21 protein-coding genes are annotated in these 18,780 nt (G+C 61.4%); 10 read left to right on the plus strand and 11 right to left on the minus strand.

The window, feature by feature from the left end; all coding sequences use genetic code 11:
- The first annotated feature begins 115 nt into the window (after nt 1-115).
- A complete protein-coding gene (locus OEG84_RS13555) occupies nt 116-2,689 on the plus strand; it encodes a TIGR02302 family protein (RefSeq protein WP_267654233.1) in 2,574 nt (857 codons plus the stop codon).
- A gap of 1 nt (nt 2,690) precedes the next feature.
- Here the strand turns inward: OEG84_RS13555 and OEG84_RS13560 are convergent, their stop codons facing one another.
- From OEG84_RS13560 to OEG84_RS13570, 3 genes are all read right to left on the minus strand, one after another.
- A complete protein-coding gene (locus OEG84_RS13560) occupies nt 2,691-3,059 on the minus strand; it encodes a response regulator (RefSeq protein WP_267656184.1) in 369 nt (122 codons plus the stop codon).
- A 95-nt stretch (nt 3,060-3,154) separates the two neighbouring features.
- Nucleotides 3,155-3,697, minus strand: a complete 543-nt coding sequence (gene hpt / locus OEG84_RS13565; protein ID WP_267654234.1) for a hypoxanthine phosphoribosyltransferase — start codon at nt 3,695-3,697, stop codon at nt 3,155-3,157.
- A 140-nt stretch (nt 3,698-3,837) separates the two neighbouring features.
- Nucleotides 3,838-4,539, minus strand: coding sequence for a hypothetical protein (locus OEG84_RS13570; RefSeq protein ID WP_267654235.1), 702 nt, complete (start codon nt 4,537-4,539; stop codon nt 3,838-3,840).
- Between the two features lie 147 nt (nt 4,540-4,686).
- Here OEG84_RS13570 and ftsE point away from each other — a divergent pair, with 147 nt between their 5' ends.
- From ftsE to OEG84_RS13590, 4 genes are all read left to right on the plus strand, one after another.
- Nucleotides 4,687-5,346, plus strand: a complete 660-nt coding sequence (ftsE, locus tag OEG84_RS13575) for a cell division ATP-binding protein FtsE (RefSeq protein ID WP_267654236.1) — start codon at nt 4,687-4,689, stop codon at nt 5,344-5,346.
- Complete coding sequence (locus OEG84_RS13580) at nt 5,339-6,331, plus strand: cell division protein FtsX (RefSeq protein WP_267654237.1); 993 nt, start codon at nt 5,339-5,341, stop codon at nt 6,329-6,331. Before ftsE ends, OEG84_RS13580 begins: the two co-directional genes overlap by 8 nt.
- 63 nt (nt 6,332-6,394) lie before the next feature.
- Nucleotides 6,395-7,126, plus strand: a complete 732-nt coding sequence (locus OEG84_RS13585; RefSeq protein ID WP_267654238.1) for a YdcF family protein — start codon at nt 6,395-6,397, stop codon at nt 7,124-7,126.
- 103 nt (nt 7,127-7,229) lie between these two features.
- Nucleotides 7,230-8,033, plus strand: a complete 804-nt coding sequence (locus OEG84_RS13590; protein ID WP_267654239.1) for a lysophospholipid acyltransferase family protein — start codon at nt 7,230-7,232, stop codon at nt 8,031-8,033.
- On the opposite strand, the gene OEG84_RS13595 is transcribed toward OEG84_RS13590, so the two are convergent.
- Nucleotides 8,013-8,576: a gamma-glutamylcyclotransferase gene (locus OEG84_RS13595; protein ID WP_267654240.1), complete on the minus strand. Its 564-nt coding sequence runs from the start codon at nt 8,574-8,576 to the stop codon at nt 8,013-8,015. The two genes, OEG84_RS13590 and OEG84_RS13595, sit on opposite strands and share 21 nt — an antisense overlap.
- 153 nt (nt 8,577-8,729) lie before the next feature.
- Here OEG84_RS13595 and OEG84_RS13600 point away from each other — a divergent pair, with 153 nt between their 5' ends.
- Complete coding sequence (locus tag OEG84_RS13600) at nt 8,730-9,866, plus strand: DUF2125 domain-containing protein (RefSeq protein ID WP_267654241.1); 1,137 nt, start codon at nt 8,730-8,732, stop codon at nt 9,864-9,866.
- On the opposite strand, the gene OEG84_RS13605 is transcribed toward OEG84_RS13600, so the two are convergent.
- From OEG84_RS13605 to OEG84_RS13615, 3 genes are all read right to left on the minus strand, one after another.
- Nucleotides 9,784-10,728, minus strand: coding sequence for a prephenate/arogenate dehydrogenase family protein (locus OEG84_RS13605; RefSeq protein WP_267654242.1), 945 nt, complete (start codon nt 10,726-10,728; stop codon nt 9,784-9,786). The genes OEG84_RS13600 and OEG84_RS13605 overlap by 83 nt on opposite strands.
- Nucleotides 10,725-11,834 carry a histidinol-phosphate transaminase gene (gene hisC / locus OEG84_RS13610; protein WP_267654243.1) on the minus strand — a complete coding sequence of 370 codons (1,110 nt, stop codon included), beginning with the start codon at nt 11,832-11,834 and terminating at the stop codon, nt 10,725-10,727. The genes OEG84_RS13605 and hisC overlap by 4 nt, the downstream gene beginning before the upstream one ends.
- Before the next feature lie 82 nt (nt 11,835-11,916).
- Entirely contained in the window at nt 11,917-12,684 is a 768-nt protein-coding gene (locus OEG84_RS13615; protein WP_267654244.1) for a class I SAM-dependent methyltransferase, read from the minus strand.
- Between the two features lie 181 nt (nt 12,685-12,865).
- Here OEG84_RS13615 and gloB point away from each other — a divergent pair, with 181 nt between their 5' ends.
- Together gloB and OEG84_RS13625 are read left to right on the plus strand one after the other, a co-directional pair.
- Entirely contained in the window at nt 12,866-13,636 is a 771-nt protein-coding gene (gene gloB, locus OEG84_RS13620) for a hydroxyacylglutathione hydrolase (RefSeq protein WP_267654245.1), read from the plus strand.
- 2 nt (nt 13,637-13,638) lie between these two features.
- The gene (locus tag OEG84_RS13625) at nt 13,639-14,109 is read left to right on the plus strand and encodes a cupin domain-containing protein (RefSeq protein ID WP_267654246.1); all 471 of its coding nucleotides are present in this window, start codon (nt 13,639-13,641) and stop codon (nt 14,107-14,109) included.
- Here the strand turns inward: OEG84_RS13625 and OEG84_RS13630 are convergent.
- The 3 genes from OEG84_RS13630 to OEG84_RS13640 are packed head-to-tail and all read right to left on the minus strand — an operon-like array spanning nt 14,087 to nt 16,432.
- Nucleotides 14,087-14,734 carry a lysoplasmalogenase gene (locus OEG84_RS13630; protein WP_267654247.1) on the minus strand — a complete coding sequence of 216 codons (648 nt, stop codon included), beginning with the start codon at nt 14,732-14,734 and terminating at the stop codon, nt 14,087-14,089. The two genes, OEG84_RS13625 and OEG84_RS13630, sit on opposite strands and share 23 nt — an antisense overlap.
- Nucleotides 14,731-15,606: an aromatic amino acid exporter YddG gene (gene yddG / locus OEG84_RS13635; protein WP_267654248.1), complete on the minus strand. Its 876-nt coding sequence runs from the start codon at nt 15,604-15,606 to the stop codon at nt 14,731-14,733. Before yddG ends, OEG84_RS13630 begins: the two co-directional genes overlap by 4 nt.
- 40 nt (nt 15,607-15,646) lie before the next feature.
- On the minus strand, nt 15,647-16,432 hold the full coding sequence (locus tag OEG84_RS13640; protein WP_267654249.1) for a DUF3108 domain-containing protein: 786 nt from the start codon (nt 16,430-16,432) through the stop codon (nt 15,647-15,649).
- 275 nt (nt 16,433-16,707) lie between these two features.
- Here OEG84_RS13640 and rpmB point away from each other — a divergent pair, with 275 nt between their 5' ends.
- The gene (rpmB, locus tag OEG84_RS13645) at nt 16,708-17,004 is read left to right on the plus strand and encodes a 50S ribosomal protein L28 (protein ID WP_267654250.1); all 297 of its coding nucleotides are present in this window, start codon (nt 16,708-16,710) and stop codon (nt 17,002-17,004) included.
- Between the two features lie 86 nt (nt 17,005-17,090).
- Complete coding sequence (locus OEG84_RS13650; RefSeq protein ID WP_267654251.1) at nt 17,091-17,717, plus strand: queuosine precursor transporter; 627 nt, start codon at nt 17,091-17,093, stop codon at nt 17,715-17,717.
- A gap of 45 nt (nt 17,718-17,762) precedes the next feature.
- On the opposite strand, the gene OEG84_RS13655 is transcribed toward OEG84_RS13650, so the two are convergent.
- On the minus strand, nt 17,763-18,770 hold the full coding sequence (locus OEG84_RS13655; RefSeq protein WP_425602914.1) for an esterase-like activity of phytase family protein: 1,008 nt from the start codon (nt 18,768-18,770) through the stop codon (nt 17,763-17,765).
- Between the last annotated feature and the right edge of the window lie 10 nt (nt 18,771-18,780).

The raw sequence follows: 18,780 nt of genomic DNA on the forward strand, positions 1-18,780 counted from the left end.
TTTCCCGGCATCGTGGGCGCAGCACGGGCTACGCCGGGCCTCACTTTTTGGTCACAGGCCTCGCCTTAGCCGCAAAGACTGTTATCTTCATGCGGGACGCTGAAGGAAGATGACCATGGCAGGCCTGCCCGACGGCACATCGACACCACCTGAAAACCGGGACGCCGAGTCCTGGCGCTCGGTCGTACTTGGTCGCTGGCTGATGCGTCAGAATTTGGCACTTGGCCGCCTGATCACCCTCATGGCACCGTTACTGGGCGTTTTCGCTCTATTTCTGTCTTTTTCCTGGTTCGGCGTCTTCCGGATCGTGCCGGACTGGGCGCGGATACTTCTGCTGGCTCTCTTCGCCGGAGGTTTCGCCGCATCGCTCTGGCCGCTGAGCCGCTACCGGGCGCCGACCCGCGCCGAGATCGATGCCAGGCTGGAGGCAGAAAACCGGATCGCCAACCAGGCGATCGCCGTGCAGGACGATCATGTTGAAGCCGCAGACCCTTTCGCCCGCGCGCTTTGGAAAGAACACCGCCGCCGCATGGCCGCAACCATCGGCACGCTTGAAACCGGCCTTCCCCGGTCGGATCTGCCGGCGCGTGACCCCTGGGGCCTCCGCGTCGCACTCGCGCTGATGCTGTTCGTGGCCTTCGGCTACTCGTTTTCCGGCGGCGCCGGTCGGCCTGGCGATGCCTTTGTCAGCCATGCACACAGCACCTTGCCCGACATCCGCATCGATGCCTGGATCACGCCGCCTGCCTATATTAATCAGGCGCCCGTGTTCCTCACCGGCGTGACCCGGCCCGAGGGCGAGGCGGTTGCCGCCATTGCCGGCAGTGAAATCACTGTCCGGCTCGGCGGCGCGGACGATGATGCCAATGCAGCAGTATCCTGGGGGCCGGATCTGGCCTCGCTGACAATGCTAGCGCCTTCGGCGGCGAACCCCACCGGACCGGCAGGCGCCGCAACATGGATTTTCAAACCGACAGCCGACGGAACCTTGACGATCAAGGCCGGGCGATCGGAGAGCAACTTCCCAATCAGCATCATCCCCGACACGCCACCGGTTGCTGCCTTCATCGAAAGCCCGCGCCGCGCCGTTAACGGTGCCCTCGAACTTGCCTATACGCTTTCCGATGATCATGGCGTTGCCAGCGCCGAGGCCGAGATCGTGCCTGCTGAAGAGCCCTCACCGGACGCCCGGCCTTTGTTCGAGCCGCCCAAATACCGGCTGTCGCTGCCGCGTCGGTCTGCGACCGACAACAGTGCACTCTCCAGCCACGACCTGACCGAACATCCACTGGCCGGGCAGCGAGTAAAGATTACTCTGCTTGCCACCGACGGCGCCGGCCAGCAGGGCCGCAGCGAGACCCTTGAAACCACATTGCCGGGCCGCCGCTTTTCCGAGCCGCTGGCGGCTGCGGTTGTCGAACAGCGCGGCGTGCTGGCGCTTGATGCCAATAACTTGCCCCGCGTCTATGATTTGCACGATGCGCTCACCATCGCACCCGAGGAGACCATCCCCAACCTCACCCATTACCTGCTGCTGCAATCGGTTCGCGGCCGGCTCGACAATGCCCGCAGCGATGATGATCTCCGCGCCGCCGTCGATTACATGTGGGGCGTGGCGCTGCAGATGGAGGACGGCAATCTCTCGCTCGCCGAACGACGCCTGCGTGAAGCCCAGGATGCCCTGTCGCAAGCGTTAGAGAATGGCGCATCAGACGAGGAAGTTGCGCGTCTGATGGATGAAATGCGCCAGGCCATGCAGGATTATCTGCAGGAACTGGCACGCCAGAACCCCAACAACCAGGCCGGCCAACAGCAGCAGGCAATGCCGCAGAACATGCTGCGTCAGCGCGACCTCGACAACATGCTCGACCAGATCGAGAACCTTGCCCGCTCCGGTGCCCGCGACCAGGCCCAGCAGATGCTGCAGGAATTGCAACGTATGATGAACAATCTGCAGGCCGGCCGTCAGCAGCGCCAGCCCCAGCAGGGCGGGCCGATGCGCCAGCAGATGGACAAACTCGGCGAATTGATGCGTCAGCAGCAACAACTGATGGATCAGACCATGCGCGCCGATCGCGAGCGGCAAGACCAATCGGGCGAGGGCCGCGACCGTCAGGAGCAGGACGGACAGCAGCCGGGCGCGGGGCAGGATCAGGGGCAGCAAGGCCAGGGCGACCAGTCGCTTGAAGACATGCTCGGCGCGCTTGGCCGCAGCCAGCAGGAACTCCAGGACGCACTCGGTCAATTGCAGCGCGATCTCGAGGAACTCGGCATCAACCCGTCACCGGGATTTGGCAAGGCCGGCGAGGCTATGGGCGACGCCGCAGGCAATCTGCAACAGGGCCAGACCGGCCAGGCGCTGGGCAATCAGGACCGGGCGCTGCAGGCGTTGCGCCAGGGCGCCGAGGACATGATGAACCAGATGATGCAAGCCATGGGAAACCAGCAGGGCGAGGCTGAAGGCGAAGGCCCTGCCCGCAACGGCAACCGGTCGGCGGGCGACCTCGATCCGCTTGGCCGTCCGCGCGCCACCACCGGTCCGGATTTCGGCAATCGGGTCAAGGTACCCGACGAGATCGATATTCAGCGCGCCCGCGAAATCCTCGACGCCATCCGCAAGCGTCTGGGCGATCAGTTCTCACCGGACGTCGAAAAACGCTATCTCGAAAGGCTTCTGGACCTTCAGTAGATCAGGCAGCCTGGGCCACAAGCGCGTCCGCCACCGCCTGCCGGATCTGCGGCAGGGTGAAAGGCTTGTCCACGACATCGACAACAATGCGCATCAGATGCTCGGCCCGTTCGCGCTGTTCGGCAAAACCGGTCATCAGCAGGATCGGCATCTCAGGAACCAGCTCGGCACTCTCACCGGCAAGCTCGATCCCGTCCATTATCGGCATACGAATATCGGAGAGCAGCAGGTCAAACGCCTCGGCCTGAAGATGCTCAAGCGCTTCGGCGCCATCGCCAGCCTGCACGGTCTGGTGACCGTCCATTTCGAGCGCCCGGGCAACGAACCGCCGCAACGAGTCTTCGTCTTCGGCAATCAGGATTCTCGCCATCATCTGTCCCCTTTAGTGGTCGGGGAAAACTAGCGGTCAAAACTTGCCGCAACATGAACGGCGGCGTGATCAATTCTTGTAGGTACGTCGATCCTTCAGGCGTCGCCCTTGACCACGCCGACGAAGGGCAATTCGCGAAACGCATAGGCCACATCCATGCCGTAGCCGACCACAAAATAATCCGGGCATTCGAAGCCGACATAATCGGCATCAAGTGTACCTTCACGGCGCGAGCGCTTGTCCAGCAACACGGCGATGTCGACATTGTTGGCGCCGCGCTCAAACATCAACTCGCGGGCAAACCTCAGGGTCCGGCCCGATTCGAGAATGTCGTCGATCAGCAGGACATCGCGGCCACGCACGTCGCTGTCAATATCCTTGATGATCTTGACGCCCCGGCTTGTGGTGCCCTTGCCATAGCTCGACAGGGTGATGAACTCAACTTCGGGCTCAAGCCCCGCTTCATGCAGCGCGCGAATCAGGTCGGCCGCGAAAATGAACGACCCCTTGAGGATCGAGATTACCAGCAGATCCTTCTTCGGATTGGTGGCAATCTCCGCCGCCATGGTGCGATTGCGTTCAGCAATCACCTCAGCGCTAAACAGGGGGTCGATGATTTTTCCGCGCACAACCGGCATTCGGCTCTCCAGGCAAGCTGACTCTGATGTCGCCCACTCCTAGAGCCCTTCGCCCTCAATTGAAAGTCGTTTGACGGCCGCATGCCCAAAGCCGGGCCAAATCACCCGTCGATTTCCGGTCGGCATACCCGTACCGGTGTCTAGTTCCCCGCGGGCCTGATCATCAGGATCGACCCTGCTCTTTCGATTCGCGCCGGGCGCGGCTTGGGGTGAATGATCGATGTCTCCGTCGGCTTCGATGGCAGGACCGCAATCGATGATGTGATCACCGGGTCGTGTTTGAGCAACGTTGCCCTGGAAACAAGGGGCGGCGGCGCGACAGGAGCCGTCACCGTCAAAGCTTGAACGGGGGCTGCCGGCTCAAGCAGCAGCGCATGACCGCCGGCCATCCACAAGGCGGCAACGGCGATGATGCCCACCGTCAGGGTGAACACGACGCCGGCTTTCGGTCGCCCGACCTTGCTGCCAGCAACTGACGCCCTCCCGCCGGCAAACACGCCGAGACGGTCATTGGCGCCGACACGAACTGTAGATAGAGAATCGGGGGCACGCTCCGGCGCCGCAAAATCGCGCGGAACCGGCCCATAGGACGGGAAATCGGTGATGCGGGGTTTGTAGGTCCGTTTGCTGTCCCGCGTCGCGGTAGGCTCGGTCTGCACTTGACGGGGCCTGCCCAGAGTTTCAAAACTGGCGTCCTCGACGTCCCGAACCCGCGCCGGGCGCATCTTGTGTGCCCGATCAGGCATCAGCAGATCGCTGGATTCAGGGTCAATCGCCTGTGTCGCGCGGCCTGAAAAGCCCATCGCTGCCCCCATTTCGGCCTTCTGCCATACAGAAGCCATTGAAACATCTCTTACCGATGCGTAAACGGAATTGGTTAACGCTTCGTCATCAGACCGCTTACAACCACTGGCAGCCGGTTTGTTTTAACCCTGCGTTAACCATACCGGGTGACTTTGCGGATTAGCCTCCGGAACAGGATACGACCGTTGATTCATTTCGAAAATGTCGGATTGCGCTATGGCATGGGGCCGGAAATCCTGCGTGACCTGACCTTCGACATACCTAAGAAGTCCTTTCAGTTCCTGACCGGGCCGTCTGGCGCCGGCAAGACCACGCTGATGCGGCTTTTGTTCATGTCGCTCAAACCGACACGTGGCCTGATTCGCATGTTCGACCGCGATATCTCCGTCATTCCCGGCGAAGAACTGCCGCTGCTGCGTCGCCGGATCGGTATCGTCTTTCAGGATTTTCGGCTTCTCGACCATATGACGACCTATGAGAATGTCGCCTTGCCACTGAGAGTCCGTGGCAAGGACGAATCCAGTTACCGTTCCGATGTGATCGAACTGCTCAAATGGGTCGGCCTCGGAGAACGCATCAATGTGCTGCCGCCGGTGCTTTCCGGTGGCGAAAAGCAGCGTGTCGCAATTGCCCGCGCCCTGATCGACCAGCCGGAAATCCTTTTGGCCGACGAGCCGACCGGTAACGTCGACCCGCCAATGGCCCAGCGTCTGCTCAATCTGTTCACCGAACTCAATCGGCTCGGCACCGCCGTGGTAATTGCCACCCATGATCTGTCACTGATGGACCGGGTAGATGCCCGGCGCATGATCCTGTCTGAGGGGCGGCTCGACATTTATGACTAAGCCCGCTCCCCGCCAGACCGACACCCAGAAAAAGGAGCGCCTGGTCAGCCTACGTCCGACCGCACCGATCGTGCCGCCGGTCAACGTATCAGGCCGCGCATTGATGGTGGTGATCGCCATCATGTCGTTTCTTTGTGCGGTGACCTTGGGCACAGTGACAATGGTGCAGGAAAAGGCACAAGCCTGGCAGGGCGACGTGGCCAGCGAAATCACCATCCAGGTCAAACCCGTCGATGGCCTTGACATGGAGAAGGCGCTACTCGAAGTCCGCGCCGTTGCGCTATCGTATCCCGGTGCACTGACAGCTGAGATCGTTGATCGCCGCTCGACCGCCAGACTGCTTGAACCCTGGCTTGGCGAAGGCTTCGACATGGACGAGCTTCCTGTGCCGCGGCTGGTGATCGTCACCATTGACGAAGCCGCACCACCTGATTTTGGCGCCATCCGCCAGTCCCTTGCCGAGACCGTTCCCGCAGCCACACTTGATGATCACCGCGCTTGGGCCAGTCGACTGATATCCATGGCCCGGATTACCGTTTTTGTCGGCGTCGGCATTCTGGCGCTGATGTTTGCCACCACCATGCTGACGGTGATTTTCGCGACGCGCGGCGCGATGGTCGGCAATCGCCATATCGTCGAGGTGCTGCATTTCGTCGGCGCCGAGACCGGTTTCATCGCCGCCGAATTCCAGAAGCATTTTCTGATCATCGGCCTCAAGGGCGCAGCAGTCGGCGGAGGCCTGGCGACCATCGCCTTCCTGCTTCTCGGCTTTTGGCAATCCAACAGCCTGGCCACGGCACTCAATGACCAGGTAACCGCCTTGTTCGGGCGCTTCACGTTGAGCAGCGCCGGTTATTTCGGCATTATCGGCATCGTTGTGCTGATCGCTGGCATGACGGCACTCACCACCCGTCTCACGGTGATTCGCACGATCGGCGAGATTGATCGCCAGCGCGCCGACCCTTCGCTGTCGGAAATCGGTTAATTCGCCTGCTTTTTGCCGCAAATCCGTCTGGTCCTTGCCGGAATCTCAGGGTATTCATGCTTGATGAGCATGGAATCCGCCCAGCCCAGCCCGGCCCGGCCGGAGGCCGCCAAGACCGATGCGATCCATCGTCTCCGGCGGGTGGGTCACCATGGCCTGCGCATATTCACCATTGCCGCCATCGTTGGCATCACACTGGCGGCGATGGGATTTTTCCGCTTCACTGACACCATCGCCGATCTGAAGGCATCCGGAGTGCCCGAGGAAGTCGATGCCATCGTCGCGCTGACCGGCGGTTACCAGCGCGTAGACCAGGCCCTGGCGCTGCTCGAACAAGGCGTCGGCAAGCGACTACTGATCTCCGGCGTCAATCCCTCGACCACAAGCGCCGCATTGCGCCGCGCCACCGGCACCAAAAGCGCCACCTTCAACTGCTGTGTCGATATCGGCTACGAGGCGCTCGACACCATCGGCAACGCTAATGAAACTGCCAGCTGGATCCGCCAGCGTGGCTACGAGCGGATTCTGGTGGTGACCAACAATTACCATATGCCGCGCAGCCTGCTCGAACTCTCGCAGGCCAGCCCTGACGTCACCTTCGTTGCCTATCCGGTCACCCATGCGGACCTGAAGACCGAGGCGTGGCTGTCAGACCCGGTGGCATTGCGCACCCTGTTTACCGAATATGCCAAATATTCGCTGGCAAGGCTGCGTAACTGGACCGGGGCCAAAACAGCAAGCGGATTGCGCGCCGATGTCACCGCACAGCGGCCAATAACCGCCACGCTCAACTGATTTCCCAGGGTAACCGGTTTTCGATAGCGCGCCGATGGTGTAACCGGAAGCAACGGCCCCGCCGAGACCCTCGGCGACGGCGAACGCCAAACCGGATCCTGCCATGATCGTTTTCCGCTCCATTCTGTTCAACATCGCGTTTTACCTGAACCTGGTCGGGCGGATGATCATCTTCTCGCCCTACTTTTTCCTGGTAAATCGCAAGGCGGCATGGAGTGTCCCCAAAAACTGGGTGCGGGCCAACCATTGGCTGCAGGCAAAGATTGCCGGCACCACCTTCGAGATCGAGGGATTGGAGAACATCCCCGAGGGCAGCTACATCTTTGCCCCCAAGCACCAGTCTTTCTGGGACGCCTACGGGCTGCTGCCCTGGCTTGATGATCCGGTCTATATTCTCAAGCGGGAACTCACCTGGATACCGCTGTTTGGCCAGTACATCCGGAAAATGCGGATGATTCCGGTCAATCGCGGCGCCCGTGGCAAGGTCATGGCGGCTGTGCTGGAGCGGACTAAACGCGAGATGGAAAGCGGCCGTCAGCTGATCATCTACCCCGAAGGCACCCGCCGCTCTCCGGGTGCTCCGCCGTCCTACAAATATGGCATCGCCCGGCTTTACCGCGATCTGCAGGTGCCGGTCGTGCCCGTTGTTATGCACCCCGGTCTGTTCTGGCCGCGGCGCAAGTTCCTGCGTTTTCCCGGTCATTTCAAGGTGCAGATCCTGCCGGCGATCCCTGCCGGCATGGACCCCGATGCTTTCATGGATCATCTCACCGAGGTGATGGAAACGGCCAGCGACAAGCTGCTGGTCGAAACCGTGGCCGCCAATCCGCATCTGCCGCTGCGCGAGGACGCCCGCCGCAGGCTCGCCGAACTCGGAGCTGCCCCGTCAGGCGCGCAGGCGGACTGATCCCGCAAGTTTCTCGGACTCAAGCCTGTAAGCGATGGCCTCGAGATGCTGATCGCGGATACCCAGCGTCCGCAGATGCGCCACGGTGTTGAGCACGTAGGCCTCGTTGGGTCCGGATTGACCCTTGGCCCCATGCACAGCTGACAGCGCCTCATCCACCGACAGCCCGCCTGCATATTGCTGGTGTGCCCGGTCGACCACATAGGTCAGCGCAGTCACTTGTTGTCCGGTGTCGAGCCGCAGCCGTCGCGTCGCCTCACGGTAGACATGGGTCACCAGTTCCCGTCCCCGCAGGTAATCTATCACCGCCTCGCGGTTTTCCGGCCGGACCCGGAAGGCAACGCCATGGCAGGAGCCGCCACGGTCAAGCCCGAGCACCAGTCCCGGCCGTTGCGGCGTGCCACGATGAACGAAGGATCGAACACATAACGCGCGGTGATGACCAAACAACCGCGCCTGCAGGGCTTGCTCGTGATCAAAGCCCGGCCGCCACATCAGCGACCCATAGCCAAACACCCAAAAATCGTCCATATCCGCGCCCATGTTGCACTCCGCGTGTCGCCACCATGCTCACACGCGGGCATGCCAAATCGATCCGGCGTCCGGAACCGGCAGCGCGCACCTCGTGTCGGTTCTGCCGCCGGCGCATCCAGTCACCGCGCCCGCCCTTATGGCAGGGCCCGCAGGGAGAACGCAATGCCATCCACCAATCCGGCCGCCCGCTCATCTTCGCGGCGGTTTGTCTGGCTCGGGGTGGCGATCCTCGCTGCCATCGCGCTGTGGACCATCGGCTGGTATCTCGTCGCCAACCGGATTGAGGCGCATCTGCCCACAACAATGCAGCAGATTGCCGGAAACGACGCCAGCGCGGAATGCGCCAATGCCGAAGTTCGCGGCTATCCGTTCCGTTTCGGCCTGTTCTGCGACCGGATGGGCTACACCAACCCGCAGGAAGCCTTGACACTGGAAGCGGGGGCGCTGCGATCGGCGGCACAATTCTACCACCCCGGCCATGTCGTCTCGGAAATCGACGGACCACTGTTGATTTCGGCGCCCGGGCTGGATCTGCACATCGATTGGAAAAGCCTGCAATCAAGCATCCGGGCGACACCATCGGGGCTTGATCGCGGATCGATCGACAGCCGCAATGTCAGCCTCGACATCGACGGCGCCGGCCTGCCGCAAAAACTCGCAATGGCGGCCGAGCGCTTCACCGCCCATGCCCGCAAGAATGGCCCCGACCTCGACATCGCCGCCTATGGTGAAAACGTGCGGGGCAACATCATCGCCGACACCGGCACCACTGCACTTACGCTAGAGGCAACACTGCCGGGCCGGGCCGGTTTGCTGGACATGCCGTATGCACCGCTGCTGCCGCCCTATCAGGCACAAATCCATCAGCTATCGATCGGCTTTGACGGAGATGCCTCGCTCGAAATCACCGGCCCGGTTCGCATCTCTGCCGACGGACTGATATCCGGCGATTTGCAGCTAGCCATCCGCGGTCAGGAGCGAGATCGCCGAGATTGTCGCAAGGCTCAATCCGGAGATGGGCGAAAATCTGCGCCGGTTCGGCCCGATGCTCGCCGCGCTCGACAGCGTGCCGGGCGACGACGCCATCACCCTGCCGTTGACGATTCGCAACGGCAACGTTTCCATGGGACTGTTTCCACTGGGTCGGCTGCCGGCGCTATAACCAGCTTCCGGCGGGCAAGCCCGGCTCGTGGCATTCCCGTCGACACCCCCGGACTCATTCGGGAGCTGCAGAAGGCTCCGTCTTGTGCGTGTGACGGCCAAAGTCCGGCTCATCCGTATCCTGACCCGCCTCGATGATTGAGCGGCGGATGCCGCGCGTCCGCGTGAACAGCTCAAGCAGCTTGTCACCATCACCCCAGCGGATTGACCGTTGCAGCGACGACAGATCTTCGGAAAACCGCGCCAGCATTTCCAGGATGGCATCCTTGTTGTGCAGGCAGACATCGCGCCACATCACCGGGTCCGACGCTGCCAGACGCGTGAAATCGCGGAAACCCGAGGCCGAATATTTGATCACCTCGGATTTGGTCACCGCTTCCAGATCATCGGCAGTGCCGACAATGTTGTAGGCAATAATGTGCGGCAGATGCGAAGCGATCGCCAGCACCAGATCATGATGGTCGGGATCCATCCGGTCGACTGTCGAACCGCAGGCCTGCCAGAACTGGCTAAGCCTGTCGATCGCGTCGGCATCGGTTCCTTCCATCGGCGTCAAGATGCACCAACGGTCCTGGAACAATTCGGCAAACCCCGCAGCCGGACCGCTCTGCTCGGTACCGGCAACCGGGTGCCCGGCGATGAAATGCGCGTGGGCCGGGATATGCGGCGCCATCTGGCGCACCACAGACGCCTTGGTCGAACCGACGTCGGTGACGATCGCGCCGGGTTTGAGATGCGGACCGATTTCAATCGCCACCGCTTCCGACGCGCCGACCGGCACCGAGACAATCACCAGATCAGCGTCCCTCACAGCCTCGGCGTTGGATTGGCAATAGTCATCGCCAAGCTCCAACGCCTGCGCCTGAGCGAGCGTCTCGGCGCTTCTGGTGGCAATCGTCACGTGACCGGCCAATCCTTTGGCAGCAATCACCCGCGCCAGCGACGAGCCGATAAGCCCGATGCCGATCAGGGCGACATTCTCGAACATGGGTGTGCTCATGACGCTTGAGCCATGAACTCTCTCAAGGCCTCGAGCACGCCGAGATTGGCTTCCGCCTCACCGATCGTCATCCTCAGCGCATCAGGAAGGCCATACCCCGAAACCCGGCGCAGCACATAACCGCGCGCACATAGGTATTCGTCAGCCTCCGCTGCGGTTTTGCCCGGCGTCGTCGGAAAATGCACCAGCACGAAATTGCCCACCGACGGTGTCACCGACAGGCCCAGTGCTTGCAGCCCCTCGCTGACCCGTCCGAGCCAGGCTTCGTTATGCTCCACCGCCCGTTCGACATGTTCGCGATCGCCGATCGCCGCCGCGCCGGCAACGATCGCCAGAGCGTTGACGTTGAACGGTCCGCGCACCCGGTTGCAGGCGTCGATGATCGCCTCATGGGCATACATCCAGCCGATCCTGAGACCAGCAAGACCATGGATCTTTGAAAACGTCCGGGTCATCACCACATTGGGACTGGCTGAAACCAACTCGATGCCGGCTTCGTAATCATTGCGGCGGACATATTCCGCGTAAGCCGCGTCCAGCACCAGAATCACGTGACGCGGCAGCGCCGCATGCAGCCGCTTGACTTCATTGACCGGAACATAGGTGCCGGTCGGATTGTTCGGATTGGCAAGGAAAACCAGCTTGGTCCGCTCGGTAACGGCAGCCAGGATTCGGTCGACATCGGCATTGAGATCATCATTGTCGGCAACCGTCACCGGGGTGGCACCGGCGGCCATGATCTGGATCTTGTAGACCAGGAACCCGTGTTCGGTGAACAGGCCTTCGTCACCGGGGCCGAGATAGGTCTGGCAAAGAAGGCCGAGCAATTCATCCGAACCGTTGCCACACAGGATATTGCCGGGATTAAGTCCATAGGCGCGTCCGATCGCCTCTCGCAACACATGCGCGGAACCATCCGGGTAGATCGCCAGGTTGGCGCTTCTGGCTGCAATCGCCTCGGCGACCTTCGGGCTCGGCCCCAGCGGTGATTCGTTTGAGGACAGCTTGTAGACCTTGGCCACGCCATGGGCAGTCTCGCGGCCCGGAACATAGGCTGCGATATCTAAAACACCCGGTTTTGGACGTGGCATGTCGGTGCTGTTCATGGGAAAGGCTCCTTGCTTGCGGAAGGCCGAAAATAATGGGGCGGAAATAACCCCTTGCGGCGATCTTGTCGAGAGACTGCGCTCAGTGCGCAGCGGTATCGGCTGAATTGCGCCGACGATGCGCCGCACGCGAAGTCTGCGGCGATAGCACCGGCACGAACACCCGACGCGACGCCCGCGCAGCCACCGGCAGGCCCTGATAGAGCCGCTTCTGCGCTTCGACCACGATCACGCCCGAAAAAACCGGCCACATCCTGCGGCCAAGCCGTTCGAATATCCCGCGCAGACGCAACACCACTGCGCGGTCCGATGGCGGGAAGAACAGCGCCTCGGCAAACGCTCCCGGAGTAAAATTGCTTTCCCGCAACAGCCGCACCAATTGGCCACGCGAATAGGGCCGCCCAGCGCCGAAGGGCGTGTGCTCGAACCGGGCCCAGACACCGCGCCGGTTGGGCGCAACAATCACCAGCCTGCCGCCCGGCGCCAGCACCCGCCAAAGCTCCATAAGCGTTTCCCGTGGATTTTCGGCAAATTCCAGCGAATGCACCATCAGAATCCGGTCGAGCGAGGCGTCGGGCAGCGGCAGTTCCTCATCAAACACCAGGGCAGTGGCCGAGGGCCCTCCCGATGGCCAGTTCACCGCGCCCTGCCCGGCAGGCATGAACGCGAAAGTCCGTTCGGCATCGGGGCGGAACCGGTCGAGATAGGGCACCGCGTATCCCATCCCCATCAGCCGCTCACCCGGCAGGCTGGCCCAGATCGAGGACAACGCCATCGCCACCGAATGCTCCGCGAACCGCCCGAGGCGGGAATGATAAAACTGTCGCAGCTCCACAATATCGGTATGCATGTTTGGTGTCCCGAGCCCATCAATTGGCCGTTGCAATGACTTTACACCCTCAACATGGCGCAATTGCCAGTAAAATCATCCTGTATCCCGCAGGAAGGAACCGAGACATACCGCTAAGGTGACGGATCAGGCAGCTGCCGTTATGATTTGAGAACTGATTCCAACGTCGAAGGAGAGTGCGGTGAGCAGCTTGATGATCGAACAATTCACCTGCCGGAGCGATAATTTCGGGATAATCCTGCACGATCCACTCACCGGCGACACGGCGAGCATCGATGCGCCCGACGGGGCCATAATTACCAACCGCCTCAGGCAAAGTGGTTGGGCGCTGACGGACCTGTTCATTACCCACCACCACGCCGATCATGTCGAAGGCATCCCAGCCCTTGCTCTTCCCTATTCGCCAAGGATCATCGGTCCGAAAGCCGAGGCGGAAACGATTTCCGGACTAACCCAGACAGTTGGCGATGGCGACACCTTCAAGTTTGCCGGCCGGACCGTGAAAGCCATCTCGACACCGGGCCATACCGCAGGTCATATCTGTTTTTATATTCCCGATGAGGGATTGCTGTTTGCCGGCGATACCCTGTTCGCACTCGGCTGCGGTCGACTTTTCGAAGGGTCGCCGGGAGATATGTTCGGCTCCCTCTCCCGGCTCGGGGAACTCCCTGACGAGACCCGAGTCTATTGCGGCCACGAATACACACAGTCCAATGCCAATTTCGCCGTCACCGTCGACCCCGACAACCAGGAACTGGCAGACCGCATGAAGGATATCGTCGATTTGCGTGCCAAGGGTCTGCCAACCTTGCCCACCACTATCGGCTATGAAAAACGCACCAATCCATTCATGCGCACCAGCGATGCCGGCATCCGCAAACAGCTCGGCATGGAAACCGCCAGCGATGTCGCGGTGTTTGCCGAGCTGCGTCGGCGCAAGGATGGTTTTTGAGAATGGATCCGGCACTCACTGCGCGCGACATCATCGCCCTGCTGGATATGAAGGAACATCCCGAGGGTGGCTGGTACCGTGAAACCTTTCGAGACACCGAGGGTGGCCCGCGCGGCCATTCGACCGCTATCTACTATCTGCTCGAAGGCGGCGACTGCTCCCATTGGCACCGCGTTACCGACGCCACCGAAATCTGGCACTGGCATGGTGGCGGACCGCTGGCGCTGACCCTGTCTCCCGACGGATGCAACGCCCAATCCCATCGCCTGGGAATGAACCTGGCCGCAGGCGAGCGGCCGCAACTGGTGGTTCCTGCCGGATGTTGGCAAACTGCCGCATCTCTGGGCGCATGGACCCTGGTTGGCTGCACCGTGGCGCCGGGTTTTGAATTTTCCAGTTTCGAGATGGCCGCGCCCGACTGGCGGCCTTCACCCTATGACGGAGCACCGCTCAAACCAGAAGGCCGCGGGTAATCAGCACCTGTCCTGAATAATAGAGCACCCAGACAGCAATGCTGCTGGCGCGCCGGGCTGGACTGTCTTTTGTCATCAGGAATTTTTCCGTGCCCAGAATCGCGTCCGAAGCCATGAACAACACCACGCCCGCCAGCACCTGCCCGCCAAGCGTCACGCCGCCAAGTCCCATGCTGGCAATCGCCAGCGCATAGGCTGCCACCGGCAACGCCAGCGGCCCTGCCCCGCGCACCATCACGAAACCGACGACCAGCGCAAAGACCACAACCGCGGCCAGACCAGGCAGCACATCAAGACTGAAACCGGGCCCCGACGATATGAACAGCACCGCATAGAAAATATGAGCCAGCAGGAAGCTGCCGAGCCCGCCGAGAAACGCCGCCTCGCCCTCATGTGCCAGAAACGCGTCGCCAAGCGCCGAGAGCGCCAGCGCGAAGATCAGCAGCAGCGGCCCGCCGACGGCCAAAGCCATCACCGACAGGGCTGCAACGGCTGCGGTCTTGGCCAGAGTTCGCATCAGCGACGTCGGCCGTTGAAGCATCAGTAAATAGATCACAAAACCCACCAGCGAAATCAGCAAGCAGGCAAGGACGACACCATTATGGTTCTCGAAGAAAGCGCTCATTTTCGCTTTTTCCGCTTCAACAGATCCTTGGCTGCCAGAAAGGCACCGCCGGTAATAAGCATCGCCGCCACCGCAATTGTGAGCGTCGCCTCACCATAGCCGAAGCCGATCAGAATCAGCGTCGACAGCAAAGGCGCCGCATAACTGGCCACGCCCAGAAACTGGATATTGCCGTTCTTCACACCATAATCCCAAGCGTAGAACGCCAGCCCCACCGGCCCCAGCCCGAGACCGATGACGGCGAACCATTGCCCAGTGTTATCGGGCCAGACCGTGGTCTCCATCAGCAGATGGAACAGAAGCGACGCCACCGCCGAAATCATGCAGAACCCGGTGATCACATCCGTAGGCGTGGAGCCAAAACGCCGCGACAGCAACGAATAGCTCGACCATGTGAGTGCCGCGAGCACCGCCGCGCCGTAGCCGATCAGGCTACCACCGCCAAACCCGCCATCCGCACCCTGCAACAGGATCAGCGCCGTTCCCGACAGTCCCAGAAGCGCGCCAGCAACACGGTGCCAGCCGAGCCGCTCGCCCGGCAGCAGCGCCGAGCCGACGACGATCAGCAGCGGCCAGACATAGGCAATCAGGCCGGCCTCGACCGCCGGGGCGTTCCTGAGCGCGGTGAAATAGAGAAAATGATAGCCGAACAGGCCAAACAGCCCCAGCGCCCAGACCTTGGCCGGCTGCCGCAATGCCCGAAATCGCGATGGCTGCCTCAGCATTGCCGAAACACCGATCACCGATCCGATGGCAAAACAGATTGCAGACAGCTGGAATGGCGGCATCGTGCCCGAGGCCGCCGTCAGCACCGCCAGGGAAGACCACATGATGATCGCCGAAAAACCGACAAGCGTGGGAAGTTTATGCATGCTCAGTCCCCTTCAAGTGCGCGTACGCACCCTTGGGCCTTTAGCCGCCAAACCGGGTTGCCGCAACCACCACCTGGCCAATCTTGGTCGGCACCTTGGCGTAGACCGGGGCATAGAACCCGCCCTCCTCATGCTTGGCGAACCACACTTCCATGCTCGTGAGCTTTTGCAGATACCGGATCGTCGAGGAGCCTTTCCGGTATCCGGCTTTCGGCTCGAACCGGACCGCGCAGACGATGGCGTCACCCACAAATCCCTTCGTCCGGAACGGCCGCACCCCTTTTTCTGCAAGATGTAACGTCACCCGCGACTCGCCGTCAAAAATCGGCAGACTGCTGGGGCACACCCGGGCGCCCGCTGGAAACACCAGGCCCGATAGCGGATCAAGCACCGCGCGCATGTCGTCCGCGCTGACCGGCACCCAGTCGGCAGCCGTCCGCTTGCGCTTGGGCGTACTGGTCGCCGAACTGACATTGCCATTGTTGAACCGGACCTCGGTCCGGTGGTCCTTGGCATCGGTCGAATAGGCCACCGAGAAACGCGACGCCCGCAACCGATCCTTGCCGAACCTGCCCGAGACGCTGGCATTGCCACGGGTCTTGCTGACGATATCGGAAAGCGCCGACGTGCGCAGGCTGCCCGAAATCTGGTAGGAAGCGCCATCAATCTCGGTCTTGAAGCTCAGATAGGCCACCGGCAGGCCGATCAGCGATACCGAATAGTCGGTGAAGACCTGAACCGGCTCGGCGATCGCTGTTGGCTGCAGCGCCATATAAGGCGCCAGCGCAAGCATTCCGATGCAGAATACACCACGAAGTCGGGTCATGCGCACCTCTCAAAGCCTCCGGCTCGACGGTCGCCGCCGATCCTGTTATTGCAGATAGCTCAACGTACAATGCGGCATTTCGATGCCTGCGGCGATATAAATTGAGAGATACGGCTACAGACGCGCTGTTCTGCCCGTTTATCCGCCATCCCGACTTGACGCGGCTCGCGTGGCTGATTATAGACACGCGACTTTCCAATAAAGGCCTGTGGTCCTTTGGGTGAGCCCTCGATGTGGCTCAGCCCGTCCGCTGGCGAAGAGATAATAGGTGCAAGATGTCCCGCAGCTGCGAATTGACCGGCAAGGCCGTCCAGTCTGGAAACAATGTCAGCCACGCCAATAACAGGACCCGTCGCCGGTTTCTGCCCAACCTGTGCAACGTTACGCTGATTTCCGATGCTCTCGGCCAGCGGTTCCGCCTGCGTATTACGGCTTATGCCTTGCGCACGGTTGAACATCGTGGCGGCCTCGACGCATTCCTGACCAAGGCCAAGGATGGCGAACTGTCGATGCGCGCACGTCTGCTCAAGCGCCAGATCGCCAAGAAGCTTGACGAAAGCGCCGCCGCCTAATCACGGCGCGGTTCTTACTCATCATGATGGCGGGCTTGGGCCCGCCTTCTTCCGTTTAACTGGTGGCATCAACCCAGGATAAAAAAATGCGCTATTTCCCTTCTGTATTGCCGTTCATGGCCGTCATGGCCGCCGTTGTCGTTGCTTCGAACTTCCTCGTGCAGTTCCCGGTTGACCTGACGCTTGGCGCTCTCAACCTCGCCGATCTTCTGACCTGGGGCGCGTTCACCTACCCGGTGGCGTTTCTGGTGACCGACCTCGCCAATCGTCGGTTTGGCGCCAGCGCCGCGCGCATGGTGGTATTCTGCGGCTTCGTGATCGCCGTCGTTCTGTCGATCTGGCTCGCCACGCCGCGGATCGCCGTCGCCTCCGGCACAGCCTTCCTGATGGCGCAGTTGCTTGATGTCGCAATCTTCGATCGTCTGCGCAACAAGGTCTGGTGGCTGCCGCCGCTGGTCTCGACCATCATCGGTTCAAGCCTGGATACGCTGGTGTTCTTCAGCCTTGCCTTTTCGCAAGCAGCCATCGTGATCGGCCCCGGCGACAGCTTTGCCAGCGAGGCAGCGCCCCTGCTCGGTCTTTTCGCCCTGGAGGCACCACGCTGGCTGTCCTGGGCGCTGGGTGACCTCTCGGTCAAGCTGCTGGTAGGCCTTGCCATGCTGGCGCCTTATGGCGCGCTAATACCGGTTCTGGCGCCGCAGCCCCGCACCTGATTTCGAGCAAAGCCCGGAGCTGTCAAAGAAGGCATTCAGGAAAGTTTACTTCTCGTCGCCCAGATAGCGGAATTCAAGCAGCAGGTTGCGCTGCAGGATCGAATGATTGTCATCCGAGACCAGCGTGACAAACACCTGGCCCTGATCGTCCGTGGTCACGTCCAACCCTTCCATATTGTCGATCTGGTAGCCGTAATCGGTTTCCAGAACGACTTCGCCATCAACCAGATTGCCAACACCAATCCGGCTGCCGTCGATCCGACGGATCCGCATGCCGACCCCTTCGGCGATCGAAAACCGGCGTTCCAGCAGCAACAGGTCGCCATTGGGCAGGAAATCACCATCGGTGACGTTGTAGGGTGGATCACGCTTGACGTGGAATACGCCTTTCGACGGTCCGGTCAGGATCGCCGCGAAAATATTGCCGTTGGTATCGAGACTCATCTCCGATACGGCGACAACCGCGCCGGCGAGGGATGAACTATCGGGCGCCACCATCACCGCTTCCAGGCCACGGTTGCCGCGAAACTCGGAAAGCGGGATCTGCAGCGGCAACGAACCGGTCGGCTTGGCGTTGCCCGGCGCATTGGCGGGATAGATATCCACCCGGTGAAGCCGCTCGAAACTGACCAGCACCTCATCGCCGCGCAGCACCATGCCTTCGGCATCGAACCGCCACTTTTCCCGTGAAGGCTGACCATCCAAACCCAGAATTGGCGATACTTTGAAATCGCGAACCCCGACCATCCGGTTCTGCTCATCGCGATCGAGTCGCCCGGCATACCAGAAACCGGTGTCCATCACTCCGAGAAAGCGTTGCCTATCGGCGGACAGGCGAATGGCCGACATCGCTCCAAGCGCTGAATTGGATGAGCTCAGCTCAAGCCCGCCGACAAATTCGAAATCCCCAAAGCGGGTCTGGTCGGATCCGACCTTGAAGGTCTCGATCAACCGCGAGCGGATATCAATCGCACTCTCATCGGCGCGAACCAGCGGAGACAGCAAAGCAACGATCACGGCCAGCGCACCTGCCGCAGCAGAAAACCGCATCATCGAGCCGGTT

Source organism: Hoeflea algicola (genome assembly GCF_026619415.1).
Classification (GTDB): domain Bacteria; phylum Pseudomonadota; class Alphaproteobacteria; order Rhizobiales; family Rhizobiaceae; genus Hoeflea; species Hoeflea algicola.

What these genes read in the sequence shown, in the direction of transcription:
- OEG84_RS13590 (WP_267654239.1), top strand. Translation starts at nt 7,230, where the DNA reads ATGATCGTTTTCCGCTCCATTCTGTTCAACATCGCGTTTTACCTGAAC.
- OEG84_RS13585 (WP_267654238.1), top strand. Translation starts at nt 6,395, where the DNA reads ATGAGCATGGAATCCGCCCAGCCCAGCCCGGCCCGGCCGGAGGCCGCC.
- hpt (WP_267654234.1), bottom strand. Translation starts at nt 3,697, where the DNA reads ATGCCGGTTGTGCGCGGAAAAATCATCGACCCCCTGTTTAGCGCTGAG.
- OEG84_RS13650 (WP_267654251.1), top strand. Translation starts at nt 17,091, where the DNA reads ATGCGCTATTTCCCTTCTGTATTGCCGTTCATGGCCGTCATGGCCGCC.
- OEG84_RS13605 (WP_267654242.1), bottom strand. Translation starts at nt 10,728, where the DNA reads ATGAGCACACCCATGTTCGAGAATGTCGCCCTGATCGGCATCGGGCTT.
- OEG84_RS13630 (WP_267654247.1), bottom strand. Translation starts at nt 14,734, where the DNA reads ATGAGCGCTTTCTTCGAGAACCATAATGGTGTCGTCCTTGCCTGCTTG.
- OEG84_RS13655 (WP_425602914.1), bottom strand. Translation starts at nt 18,770, where the DNA reads ATGATGCGGTTTTCTGCTGCGGCAGGTGCGCTGGCCGTGATCGTTGCT.
- OEG84_RS13640 (WP_267654249.1), bottom strand. Translation starts at nt 16,432, where the DNA reads ATGACCCGACTTCGTGGTGTATTCTGCATCGGAATGCTTGCGCTGGCG.
- OEG84_RS13625 (WP_267654246.1), top strand. Translation starts at nt 13,639, where the DNA reads ATGGATCCGGCACTCACTGCGCGCGACATCATCGCCCTGCTGGATATG.
- OEG84_RS13595 (WP_267654240.1), bottom strand. Translation starts at nt 8,576, where the DNA reads ATGGGCGCGGATATGGACGATTTTTGGGTGTTTGGCTATGGGTCGCTG.
- hisC (WP_267654243.1), bottom strand. Translation starts at nt 11,834, where the DNA reads ATGAACAGCACCGACATGCCACGTCCAAAACCGGGTGTTTTAGATATC.
- OEG84_RS13570 (WP_267654235.1), bottom strand. Translation starts at nt 4,539, where the DNA reads ATGGCTTCTGTATGGCAGAAGGCCGAAATGGGGGCAGCGATGGGCTTT.
- OEG84_RS13600 (WP_267654241.1), top strand. Translation starts at nt 8,730, where the DNA reads ATGCCATCCACCAATCCGGCCGCCCGCTCATCTTCGCGGCGGTTTGTC.
- rpmB (WP_267654250.1), top strand. Translation starts at nt 16,708, where the DNA reads ATGTCCCGCAGCTGCGAATTGACCGGCAAGGCCGTCCAGTCTGGAAAC.
- OEG84_RS13555 (WP_267654233.1), top strand. Translation starts at nt 116, where the DNA reads ATGGCAGGCCTGCCCGACGGCACATCGACACCACCTGAAAACCGGGAC.
- OEG84_RS13615 (WP_267654244.1), bottom strand. Translation starts at nt 12,684, where the DNA reads ATGCATACCGATATTGTGGAGCTGCGACAGTTTTATCATTCCCGCCTC.
- OEG84_RS13580 (WP_267654237.1), top strand. Translation starts at nt 5,339, where the DNA reads ATGACTAAGCCCGCTCCCCGCCAGACCGACACCCAGAAAAAGGAGCGC.
- yddG (WP_267654248.1), bottom strand. Translation starts at nt 15,606, where the DNA reads ATGCATAAACTTCCCACGCTTGTCGGTTTTTCGGCGATCATCATGTGG.
- OEG84_RS13560 (WP_267656184.1), bottom strand. Translation starts at nt 3,059, where the DNA reads ATGGCGAGAATCCTGATTGCCGAAGACGAAGACTCGTTGCGGCGGTTC.